Raw genomic sequence first — 11,853 nt, 5'->3', positions numbered from 1 at the left:
GACCGTCTCCTTGCTGTTGGTGTACAACAAGGGTAGTCCCGACTGACGATTTTCTCGCCAGCCGGTGACGGGTTTACGACAAGGGTCACATCGCGGCGCGGTAAATTTCCATTATCTCTTCATGGGTCGCCTGAACCGGGTTGGTGAACCCACAGGCATCCTTCAGCGCATTGGTTGCCAGGACCGGAATATCTTCCTCTTTGACGTTCAGTTCGCGAAGGCCCGCCGGGATATTGACCTTGCGGGCCAGCGCACGGATCTCAACGATGCAGGCCTGGGCTCCCTGCATGTCGGTCATCTCACTCACATTCACGCCCATGGCTTTTGCACAGTCGCGCAGACGCCCCGCCGCAGCCTTGCTGTTAAACACCTGAACGTGTGGAAGCAGTACAGCATTACAGACGCCATGCGGCAGATCGTAGAAGCCACCCAACTGATGCGCCATCGCGTGTACATAGCCTAGTGAAGCATTGTTAAACGCCATTCCAGCGAGGAATTGTGCATAGGCCATCGCTTCACGCGCCTGAGCGTTACTGCCATCTTCAACGGCATGTACCAGGTTTTCACTAATCATCGTCACCGCTTTCAGCGCGCAGGCATCGGTAATAGGTGTGGCCGCCACAGACACATACGCTTCAATCGCATGCGTCAGGGCATCCATACCGGTTGCCGCTGTCAGTGAGGGTGGCATTCCTGACATGAGCGAGGAATCGTTAACGGACAGTACTGGCGTAACGTGCTTATCCACTATCGCCATTTTAATATGACGCGTCTCATCAGTAATAATACAGAATCGCGTCATTTCCGAAGCCGTACCCGCGGTAGTATTAATCGCAATCATCGGCAATTGGGGCTTTGCAGAGCGATCGACACCTTCATAATCACGAATATCACCGCCGTTCACTGCCACCAGCGCAATACCTTTTGCACAATCGTGAGGTGAACCACCACCCAGTGAAATAATACAGTCACACTGATTTGCTTTTAATATTTCCAGACCTGCCGCCACATTTGCTGTCGTCGGATTAGGGTGCGTGCCGTCATACACAACGCTGGAAATATCACGTTCTTTCAGAGCATGTTGAATACTGGAGACCATACCCAGCTTGCTCAGCATGGTATCGGTGACAATCAGCGCGCGGCGCCAGCCGTAGTCGCGCATGGTATCCATTGCGGTGTTTAATGAATCAGAACCAATAATATTCACGGAAGGAATATAAAATACAGATGCAGCCATGATATTTCCTCAAAGAGATAAAAATTGTCTGCAGCATAAGGTAAAGATTACTCAAAAAACATGATCAAAAATATGATTTTGCGAAGACCTTCGCAGGTTGAATAAATTTAACCCTGCGAAGGTGTGAATTAATATTTAAATCTCTTTCTATCTATTCTATTTTTGTATTAATTCCTGTTTTATGTTTGCGGAAATAATAGTGAATCGCGTAATAAATGATCATTTCCGCGACGGCGGGTAAACCCGATACGGTTGAAATATTCCAGGATCTGGATCGCCAGCTTGCGGCCAACATTCAAACGGTCGCGGAAATCGGCTGCACAGGTAGAGCCTCGTTCCTGATCCAGCTCACGGATCAGGTTGGCAAACGCAACAATGCGATCGTTACGGTAATAACGATCTTTCACGATCGCGACGATAAGCCCCTGCTGCGCCGCATGGCGCAATACCTGGCGCATCACTTGCTCGTCAGTATTCGTTTGGCGGGCCAGATCGCGAACCCACCATGGCTCATCGCCAAACAGTGATGCCACTTTTTGCCATACTGCCTCTTGCTCAGCGGTAAACCCGGCTTTGTGATCCGGCAGATGCAGCCAACCGTGGTGACTTTTAATCGCCCCCGTTTCGCGCATATTTTCAATCAACAGCAGCACCAGAGCATCGTCTTCCATCGGCAGCGCCATGCGGCGCAGACGCTCGCGGCCGGGGCCCGGTTCATCCTGATGCTGTTCATGGTAAGTCGCAAGCGTGTTCAATATTTTACGCTGCCAGTGCGCCGCCACCGGGGCATTCAGCAGGCTGTTGCCAGCCTGAATAAAGCCCGGCTCCTGGGTCAGCTGACGTAAACCTTCCTCACTCAACTGGCGAGCCCATGCAAAGTCAGCAAGATTCACCGCACCGCGCTCGAGATGAACCAGCAGCGCTGTTTTATCATCCGTCGCCTGCGCCAGAGCAGACAGCCATTGCAGATACTCAGGTTTACGCTTGCCACGTCGCGGTGAGTGAAGTGTCACCACTCGCGCCCCGGCCAGCGTTTCCCGCGCTGAAATATCGCGCAGAACAAGACGGTCATTATCCGCAAGCCAGAGTGGTGAATCAAAAACCAGCTCGGCAAGGTCGTTTTCCAGCAGCGAGATGCGTCCGGTAATATGGCTGGCCGCGTGATGAATATGCAGCGGTTGCCATTGAGTCAGCGGCATGTGCGTCTGCAGGGAGACGATCACACGCTCAGACGGTTCTGGAGGGGTATCAGCCAACAGCCAGTCACCACGGTTAAGCTGGTCTTTTTCCGCATCACCGGCAATATTGAGTGCGATTCGCTGCCCGGCATGAGCATGCTCTACGGGCTGGTTTTGCGCATGTAAACCGCGCACACGCATCGGTTTGTTAACGCCCGTCAGCCATAAACTGTCACCCACTCTCACTTCGCCGCTTAGCGCCGTACCCGTGACGACCAGACCCGCACCTTTAACGGTAAACGCCCGGTCAATCGCCAGACGGAAACGATGATGGCTGGCGTGGTCGCGCGACGACAATTGCTGCAAATGGCGGCGAAGATCGTCGATACCACGACCTTCAGTCGCTACGGTGACAAAAAGCGGCGCATCGGCAAAACCATATTCCCGTAAGGTCGCCTGTACCGTTTCGCGCACTTCACTGATGCGCGCCTCATCCACGCGATCGGCTTTGGTCAGCGCAACGGTTAGCTGCGGGTTGCCCGTCAGCTGCAGGATCGCCAGATGCTCGCGCGTTTGCGCCATCACGCCGTCATCGCAGGCCACCACCAGCAGGGCATGATCGATCCCCCCCACGCCCGCCAGCATGTTGGACAGAAACTTTTCATGCCCCGGAACATCAATAAAGCCCAACACGCGACCATCAGGCTGCGGCCAGTAGGCATAGCCCAGATCGATGGTCATGCCGCGCTTTTTCTCTTCCGGAAGACGATCGGCATTTACACCTGTAATCGCCTGCAATAACGTGGTTTTTCCGTGGTCGACGTGACCGGCGGTGGCAATAATCATTTCAACAACATCTCCAGAAATCGCTCTTCATCTTCAAGGCAGCGTAGATCCAGCCACATTCTGCCGTCGTAAATCCGCCCGATAACCGGCGTCGGCAACGCGCGCCAGCGCGACGACAGGGTTTCAAGGTGGCTACCGCGCCCGTCACGCGGGGTGAACGTGAGCGCTTCACTCGGCAGTCTGTCCACTGGCAGTGAACCGCTGCCAATCTGCGACTGGCAGGGTTCAATGCGAACGTCAAAATCAGGGTAATGAGGGGCAACTCGGGGTAGCAGCAATTCACCCTGTGCACGAATTGAAGCGGCATCCCGGGTTAGCAAACGCAGCGTGGGCAGGCGGTCAGCCAGTTTCTCCGGATGCAGATAGAGCCGCAATGTCGCTTCCAGTGCCGCGAGCGTCATTTTATCCGCGCGCAGGGCTCGCTTGAGCGGATGCTGCTGCAACTGCGCAATCAGCTCACGCTTACCCACTATTATCCCCGCCTGCGGCCCCCCCAGCAGTTTGTCGCCGGAAAAGCTCACCAGGCTGACACCCGCCGCAATCATCTCTTGTGGCATCGGCTCTTTTGGCAAACCGTACTGGCTGAGATCGACCAGGGAACCACTACCGAGATCGGCAATCACCGGTATATTCAGCTCGCGTCCAATCGCTGCCAGCTCAGCTTCTTCAACGGTTTTGGTGAAACCTTCAATATGGTAATTGCTGGTATGAACCTTCATCAGCAGGGCGGTATTTTCATTCACCGCCGCGCGATAATCTTTCGCATGAGTGCGGTTAGTGGTGCCCACTTCATGCAGCGAACAGCCCGCCTGACGCATCACGTCCGGAATGCGAAACGCGCCGCCAATCTCAACCAGCTCACCGCGGGAAACCACCACCTCTCTGCCGCTGGCAGTGGCCGCCAGCATCAGCAGCACCGCGGCGGCGTTGTTATTCACAATGCAGGCATCTTCCGCGCCGGTCAGCTGGCAGAGAAGGTCCGCCAGTGCCCGGTCACGATGTCCGCGCCCTGCACCGTCCAGATCGTACTCCAGCGTCACAGGCATTCGCATGGCCTGCACGACCGCAGCAACCACCTCTTCCGCCTGTTGCGCGCGCCCCAGGTTGGTGTGCAGTACCGTACCCGTCAGGTTAATCACCGGACGAAGTGCACTTTGCGTTTTCTCATCCAGCCGCTTTTCAACTTCTTGCTCCCACGCCGCGCACCAGTCAGGCAAGGCGTTTTCTGCCTGAATCTGGCGTCGGGCTTCATCCTGAAGCAACCGTAACATCTCAACCGTCGCGGTATGGCCGAAACGCTCAACAGCAGCATGAATGCGAGGCTCGCGAAGAAGACGGTCGGTAGCGGGAATTTGGCTGTACAGCGAATGATGAGTAGTCATGAAAGCGCCTGGCGAGTAAATATCATCCCCCCTCCCGACGGGAGAGGGAGTTAACATGTGGAGGGATTGTACCGCCTCCGGCAGCGAAGTGTTATAACCCGTATCAAGCCTTTGGCGGTTCGGTGCGGGCAAAACTCTCACGGCTAAACAGCGTTTCGGCAAGTTTTACCAGCAACGGGCGATCGACACACCAGCCAGGGGAAACATGACGGAAGTTGAGATAACCGATGGCGCAGGCGATCGCTATTGTCGCCAGATCCACTCTGTCAGGCTGGATTTTTCCCTCCTGGATGAGCTGCTCACACATATCCAGGCTGCGGCTGATTTTTTCACGCTGGCGTAGCAGTTCTGTTTCCGACTGTTGGGCGGCGGGTCTTGCCTGCTCGCGTACGGAAGTTAACGCCGCATCCATAATGCCATCGGCCAGGGCTTCAATTTGCTTCACAGCCAGCGCGGCTTTTGGGTCAGCCGGTAGCATTGCCGGGGCGACGCCCAGCAGCTCGATGTACTCCGCAATAATCGGGGAATCAAACCAGTATTCACCCTCGTTCGTCACCAGTGCCGGGACTTTACCTAGCGGGTTGTACTGCGCGACGCCGTTTTCGGCGTTGTAAGGCTGTTCATTGACGAATTCAAATTCAATCCCTTTCTCCAGCAGGAGAATAGAGATTTTTCGCACGAAGGGACTGGTGTAGCTACCGATGAGTTTCATTGCCTGATCCTTGATGCCGGAAAAAAATCAGTATGGATCAAGCGACGAAAAAAGGGCAGGTCTGCATGTCGCATTCCTGCCCTGAAAGGATTAGTGATCGAGGTAGAGGTAGTGCATCCAGCTGGTCATACGCAGCAGCACCTTACGCATCACCGAAACATGGGCGAAATGGTCCGAATAAACCGCCACCTGAGCATAAATACCGTCTGGCAGTGCATCGACATCGGCATTCGGGTCAAGCTCGATAGTCCCCAGCACGCCATCCGTACCCGGAACCACCGTCAGAGACTGCAGCGCACCCTGAGCCTGATATGATCCACCCGGCACCACCGGCAGAATGCTGGTGAGCTTACCGGAGAAGACCTGACCCGGCAGCGCGTTGAACACCACTTCAGCTTCATCGCCCGGTTTCAGACGCAGCAGCGAGTTCTGACGGAACTGCGCCACAATCTGGCGTTTTTGTTCCGGGATAAAGACCATCACCGGGCGCAGAGGCAGCGCGGCGGCATACGTCCCCGGACGAATCAGTACCTGGGTGATATAGCCATTGCTTGGCGCACGCACTACGGTCTGTTCCAGGTTGTATTTGGCTTCGGCAAGCTGGGCGCGCAGAGAGGCAACCTGAGATTGCTCACCGTTAACCATGCTGTCTAACTGAGTCTGAATTTGCGTCTGTTCGGCGACAGAGCCTTTAACCAACGCGTCTTGTGCCAGATAGTTCTGGCGCGCATTGTCGATATCGCTTTCAGAGAACGGGTTAACCTTTGCCTGACTGCCTTTCAGATAGCGCTGATAATCTTTATACAGACGATCGCGTTCCGCAGACACCCGCGTGGTGTTGGCTACCGCTTCCGACAGTTGTGCCTTAAGGTTGTCGATATTGTGCGTCGCAGTCACCAGGTCAGCCTGGAGTCTGTCTACACGCGCCTGGTAGCGGCCTGGATCAAGTTTAAATAACACTTCACCCTTTTTAATGAGCTGATTATTTTTATCAGTCACTTCACTGACCACCCCGGTAACCTGCGGCGTAATCGGAATAGAAATAACCGCCTTTTGAGCCGTAAAGGTATACGGGTGGTTATAGTTCATTAGCAGGATAAGTCCGGCGACAATAAATATCCCGCCTAATGTCGCGGTGGCGAGCGTCCACTGGTTAACGGGAATACGGAATATTTTAAAGATGGCCCAGGCAAATGCCACATAGGTCAGAACAATCAACAGATCCATGATTAGCGCTCCAGCGTGTTCTTATCAGCTGTGGGTTGTGCCGCTGCCAGCTTTTGTTCAAGCTCCGCCACGCGTTTAGTCAGTGCATCCATGCCCGGTACCTCATCAGGCTTCGAGATGTGGTTTTGCATCCCCCAGCCGCGATCTTCACGGTAAAGCGTGGCCCAGATCCACAGGAACGGCCATATAGCATGGAGCGTAAACAGGCTAATCCATCCTGCCGTATGAATCGCATCGGCATGGGGATGGTTACGTTTTTTGGCCATATTATACGGGATGTCATGAATGGCTATGACGCCGTAAAAAAGGACCAGGAATACGAAAATCAATACGCCCAGCGCAAAATAGTTGAGAAACATATTCTCCTCACTTAAACAACGTCAACTCATTAAATTAATAAAACGGTACGCAACCTAATTAATTTTTTATAGGAACAGTAATCACTTGCTATTTCAGCAGCCGGGGAGTATGGATTTTTATAATATCTCCATGCAAGTTTATAAACGTGTCAAAATATAACCTGAATAATAATAGACTTAACCTTACAATATGAGAGTAATCCACGTTTTAACTTTTCGCCATACCACATATGAAAAGTGGTTTTTTAGCTTTCTGTGTCGCCCCATGCCATCCTGACGCTAAATCGCAAGACAGAATTTGTTAAGGATCACAGCCGGAGAATTCTGCATAAAAATATTTTGTGAAATAAGTCACAATACAGAGACAAATCCGCCAGGATCAAATGTGACAAAAATCACAAAAAAGGGTCGTTTCTGCTCTATTTTTCGTCATCGTATTTTTTTTGCCCACTTACTTTGTGATTCAGATCACCACATTGATATCCACACCCCCTACATTTACGTGACACGCATCACACAAATTTTCGTCATCTGGACAGTTGAACGATTCAGTGCCAGATTTCACAGCATGAACAGGGCCCGGCTACCTCTGCCGCCTCACATTAACAATAAACCTCGGGCCGCAAGCCTAAGCGTAAACAGAAGAAGGGGTGTTTTATGTCATCCGATTTCAAGATCAAAGTACAAAGCTTTGGTCGTTTCCTCAGCAACATGGTGATGCCAAATATCGGCGCGTTTATCGCGTGGGGTATCATCACCGCATTATTCATTCCGACAGGGTGGTTGCCTAACGAAACGCTGGCGAAACTTGTTGGCCCAATGATTACTTATCTGCTGCCGCTGCTCATCGGTTTCACCGGTGGTCGTCTGGTGGGCGGTGACCGTGGCGGTGTAGTGGGTGCAATCACAACCATGGGTGTGATTGTCGGTGCGGATATGCCAATGTTCCTGGGCGCAATGATTGCGGGTCCTCTGGGCGGTTGGGCAATCAAACACTTTGATTCCTGGGTAGACGGTAAGATTCGCTCTGGCTTCGAAATGCTGGTGAACAACTTCTCCGCAGGCATCATTGGTATGATCCTGGCGATTCTGGCGTTCCTCGGCATTGGCCCTGCGGTTGAAGTGCTGTCCAAAATTCTGGCAGCAGGCGTTAACTTCATGGTTGCGCACGACATGCTGCCGCTGGCGTCTATCTTTGTTGAACCGGCGAAAATCCTGTTCCTTAACAACGCCATCAACCACGGTATCTTCTCACCGCTGGGTATTCAGCAGTCTCATGAGCTTGGCAAATCCATCTTCTTCCTGATTGAAGCGAACCCGGGCCCGGGTATGGGTGTTCTGCTGGCGTACATGTTCTTTGGTCGCGGTAGCGCGAAGCAGTCTGCGGGCGGTGCGGCTATCATTCACTTCCTGGGTGGTATCCACGAAATTTACTTCCCGTACGTGCTGATGAATCCGCGTCTGATCCTGGCCGTTATCCTCGGCGGTATGACCGGTGTGTTCACACTGAGCGTGCTGGGCGGTGGTCTGGTTTCTCCGGCGTCTCCGGGTTCTATCCTGGCGGTACTGGCGATGACGCCAAAAGGGGCTTACTTCGCAAACATCGCGGCTATCTGTGCAGCAATGGCGGTCTCCTTCGTGGTCTCTTCTATCCTGCTGAAAACCAGCAAAGTGAAAGAAGATGATGATATCGAAGCGGCTACCCGTCGTATGCACGACATGAAAGCGGAATCCAAAGGTGCTACACCGCTGGCGGCTGGTGATGTCTCTAACGACCTGAGCCACGTGCGTAAAATCATCGTTGCCTGTGACGCCGGTATGGGTTCCAGCGCAATGGGTGCAGGTGTGCTGCGTAAGAAAGTGCAGGATGCGGGTCTGACTAACATCTCTGTGACCAACAGCGCCATCAACAGTCTGCCACCGGATGTGGACCTGGTTATCACGCACCGCGATCTGACCGAACGCGCCATGCGTCAGGTTCCGCAGGCACAGCATATTTCGCTGACCAACTTCCTCGACAGCGGCCTGTACACCAGCCTGACCGAGCGTCTGGTTGCCGCGCAGCGTCACGAAGACAACGAAGTGAAAGTGCGCTCCAGCCTGCAGGACAGTTTCGACGAGAGCAACGCCCACCTGTTCAAACTGGGTGCGGAGAACATCTTCCTCGGTCGTACTGCTGCTACCAAAGAAGAGGCGATTCGCTTTGCCGGTGAGCAACTGGTGAAAGGTGGCTACGTTCAACCTGAATACGTTGATGCGATGCTGGAACGTGAAAAACTGACGCCAACATACCTGGGTGAATCCATCGCGGTTCCGCACGGTACGGTTGAAGCGAAAGATCGCGTGCTGAAAACCGGCGTCGTATTCTGTCAGTATCCGCAGGGTGTGCGCTTCGGTGAAGAAGAAGACGACATCGCCCGTCTGGTGATTGGTATCGCCGCTCGCAATAACGAGCACATTCAGGTGATTACCAGCCTGACTAACGCCCTGGATGATGAGTCTGTCATTGAGCGTCTGGCCAGCACCACCAGCGTGGAAGAAGTACTGGCGCTGCTGAACAAGTAAGCCCATTTCCGCCCTCTCCCCACAGGGGAGAGGGCTAGGGTGAGGGGAAAGTTATGCGGTTCCTCACCCCAGCCCTCTCGGGTAAAAAACATTGATGAAGGTTAACACTATGAAAGCATTACATTTTGGCGCAGGTAATATTGGTCGTGGCTTTATCGGCAAACTGCTGGCAGACGCGGGCATTACGCTGACATTCGCCGATGTGAACCAGGTGGTGCTAGACGCCCTGAATGCCCGTCATAGCTACCAGGTACACGTGGTTGGAGAAAACGAGCAGGTTGAAACGGTTTCAGGTGTGAATGCCGTAAGCAGCATTGGCGACGACGTTATCGACCTTATTGCCAGCGTCGATCTGGTGACCACCGCCGTGGGTCCGGTCGTGCTTGAGCGTATCGCTCCTGCAGTGGCGAAAGGCCTCGCAAAACGTAAAGCGCAGAACATTGATACCCCGCTGAACATCATCGCCTGTGAAAACATGGTGCGCGGCACCACGCAGTTGAAAGGCCATGTGCTCGCCGCTGTTGCCGACGAAGATAAAGCCTGGGTTGAAGCGCACGTGGGGTTTGTTGATTCCGCCGTTGACCGTATCGTCCCGCCGTCTGAATCCGCCACCCACGACCCGCTGGAAGTGACCGTTGAAACCTTCAGCGAGTGGATCGTCGATAAAACGCAGTTTAAAGGCACGCTGCCAACCATCCCGGGGATGGAATTAACTGATAACCTGATGGCATTTGTCGAACGCAAACTCTTCACGCTGAACACCGGGCATGCTATAACCGCGTACCTCGGAAAATTGGCCGGTCATCAGACCATCCGTGACGCGATTCTCGATGAGAACATCCGCGCTGTGGTAAAAGGGGCAATGGAAGAGAGCGGCGCGGTGCTGATCAAACGCTACGGTTTTGATGCTGATAAACACGCAGCATACATCCAGAAAATCCTCGGTCGTTTTGAAAACCCGTATCTGAAAGATGACGTTGAGCGCGTTGGCCGTCAGCCCCTGCGCAAGCTGAGCGCGGGCGATCGCCTGATTAAACCGCTGCTGGGCACGCTGGAATACGGTCTGCCGCACGCCAACCTGGTGAAAGGGATTGCCGCCGCAATGCACTACCGCAGCGAGCAGGATCCGCAGGCGCAGGAACTGGCTCAACTGATTGACGATAAAGGCGCGCAGGCTGCGCTGGCGCAGATTTCAGGTCTGGATGCCAACAGCGACGTGGTTGTGGAGGCGGTTAACGCATATAACGCAACCAAATGATGCAGAGTGTGGCGCAGGTAACCCTGCGCCCTGATTACAGATTGTCAGATATGCAGGCAATAATGGAACAAACCCAGGCCTTTGAAAATCGTGTGCTTGAGCGTCTGAATGCTGGCAAAACCGTACGAAGTTTCCTGATTGCCGCCGTCGAGTTGCTAACCGAGGCGGTGAATATCCTGGTGCTTCAGGTGTTTCGCAAAGACGACTACGCGGTAAAATATGCTGTAGAACCGTTACTGGACGGAGACGGACCGCTGGGCGATCTCTCAGTGCGTCTGAAGCTGATTTATGGCCTTGGCGTGCTGAGCAGGCCAGAGTATGAAGACGCTGAGCTGTTGATGGCGCTGCGCGAAGAGTTAAATCATGACGGTAATGAGTACACCTTTACCGATGATGAGATCCTTGGACCTTTCGGCGAGTTGCATTGCGTCACTGCCCTTCCCCCGGCACCTCAGTTTGATAACAGCGATCCTGAGCTATACGCGATGCAAAAGCTGCGTTATCAACAGGTTGTTCGCTCCACAATGGTCCTCTCCCTGACTGAGCTGATTTCCCGAATCAGCTTAAAAAAAGCGTTTCAGAAGTAAGCCTGCTCACATTGGTGTATCCTTCCCTGTAAATTCCCCGTTTTCAGAGTTATTTGTCATGAAAGAAGTCGAAAAGAACGAAATTAAACGCCTGAGCGACCGTCTGGATCTGATCCGCCACCAGATGGCTGGCCTGTCACTGGTCGATTCCGCCGAGAAGTACGCTGAGCTGGAAAAAGAGGTCGCCACACTGGAAACCGAAATCGAGCGCCTGCGCGAAGTCAAAGGCCAGAAGCTGAGCAAAGAAGCGCAGAAGCTGATGAACATGCCGCACCGCCGTGCGATCACCAAAAAAGAGCAGGCCGACATGGGCAAGCTGAAGAAAAGCGTTCGTGGTCTGGTGGTGGTGCACCCGATGACCGAGTTGGGCCGTGAAATGGGCCTGAAAGAGATGACGGGTTTTTGTAAGACCGCGTTCTGATCATTCCCCCTCTCCCACAGGGAGAGGGCCGGGGTGAGGGCAACAGACCTTACCCCACTCAAATTGGCCCAACCAATCCCC

At 53.6% G+C, this 11,853-nt stretch carries 10 protein-coding genes; 4 read left to right on the top strand and 6 right to left on the bottom strand.

Annotation, left to right across the window (positions count from 1 at the left end; all coding sequences use genetic code 11):
- Positions 1–85: 85 nt before the first annotated feature.
- The 6 genes from yiaY to ACJ9Y9_RS00745 all read right to left on the bottom strand — a co-directional run bounded on the left by yiaY (position 86) and on the right by ACJ9Y9_RS00745 (position 6,941).
- Positions 86–1,237: an L-threonine dehydrogenase gene (gene yiaY / locus ACJ9Y9_RS00770; RefSeq protein WP_028018229.1), complete on the bottom strand. Its 1,152-nt coding sequence runs from the start codon at positions 1,235–1,237 to the stop codon at positions 86–88.
- Between the two features lie 179 nt (positions 1,238–1,416).
- A complete protein-coding gene (gene selB / locus ACJ9Y9_RS00765) occupies positions 1,417–3,261 on the bottom strand; it encodes a selenocysteine-specific translation elongation factor (protein WP_028018228.1) in 1,845 nt (614 codons plus the stop codon).
- Positions 3,258–4,643 carry an L-seryl-tRNA(Sec) selenium transferase gene (gene selA / locus ACJ9Y9_RS00760; protein WP_028018227.1) on the bottom strand — a complete coding sequence of 462 codons (1,386 nt, stop codon included), beginning with the start codon at positions 4,641–4,643 and terminating at the stop codon, positions 3,258–3,260. Before selA ends, selB begins: the two co-directional genes overlap by 4 nt.
- Positions 4,644–4,746: 103 nt before the next feature.
- Positions 4,747–5,355 (bottom strand): glutathione S-transferase, encoded by a 609-nt coding sequence (locus ACJ9Y9_RS00755; protein ID WP_028018226.1) that lies wholly within the window; start codon positions 5,353–5,355, stop codon positions 4,747–4,749.
- Between the two features lie 90 nt (positions 5,356–5,445).
- Positions 5,446–6,582 carry an HlyD family secretion protein gene (locus ACJ9Y9_RS00750; RefSeq protein WP_028018225.1) on the bottom strand — a complete coding sequence of 379 codons (1,137 nt, stop codon included), beginning with the start codon at positions 6,580–6,582 and terminating at the stop codon, positions 5,446–5,448.
- 2 nt (positions 6,583–6,584) lie between these two features.
- Entirely contained in the window at positions 6,585–6,941 is a 357-nt protein-coding gene (locus ACJ9Y9_RS00745; RefSeq protein ID WP_028018224.1) for a DUF3302 domain-containing protein, read from the bottom strand.
- A 657-nt stretch (positions 6,942–7,598) separates the two neighbouring features.
- Between ACJ9Y9_RS00745 and ACJ9Y9_RS00740 the strand changes: the two genes are divergently transcribed.
- The 4 genes from ACJ9Y9_RS00740 to ACJ9Y9_RS00725 all read left to right on the top strand — a co-directional run bounded on the left by ACJ9Y9_RS00740 (position 7,599) and on the right by ACJ9Y9_RS00725 (position 11,772).
- Entirely contained in the window at positions 7,599–9,506 is a 1,908-nt protein-coding gene (locus ACJ9Y9_RS00740; protein WP_028018223.1) for a PTS mannitol transporter subunit IICBA, read from the top strand.
- Between the two features lie 109 nt (positions 9,507–9,615).
- Entirely contained in the window at positions 9,616–10,764 is a 1,149-nt protein-coding gene (gene mtlD / locus ACJ9Y9_RS00735) for a mannitol-1-phosphate 5-dehydrogenase (protein ID WP_028018222.1), read from the top strand.
- The gene (gene mtlR / locus ACJ9Y9_RS00730) at positions 10,761–11,351 is read left to right on the top strand and encodes a mannitol operon repressor MtlR (protein ID WP_028018221.1); all 591 of its coding nucleotides are present in this window, start codon (positions 10,761–10,763) and stop codon (positions 11,349–11,351) included. The genes mtlD and mtlR overlap by 4 nt, the downstream gene beginning before the upstream one ends.
- 58 nt (positions 11,352–11,409) lie before the next feature.
- Positions 11,410–11,772, top strand: a complete 363-nt coding sequence (locus tag ACJ9Y9_RS00725) for a YibL family ribosome-associated protein (protein ID WP_024906604.1) — start codon at positions 11,410–11,412, stop codon at positions 11,770–11,772.
- Positions 11,773–11,853: the final 81 nt, after the last annotated feature.

Source organism: Enterobacter sp. CPE_E1241, assembly GCF_045618265.1.
GTDB classification, from domain to species: domain Bacteria; phylum Pseudomonadota; class Gammaproteobacteria; order Enterobacterales; family Enterobacteriaceae; genus Enterobacter; species Enterobacter adelaidei.
Note: the sequence above shows the minus strand (reverse complement) of the source record. Positions and strands in the feature narration are given on the sequence as shown.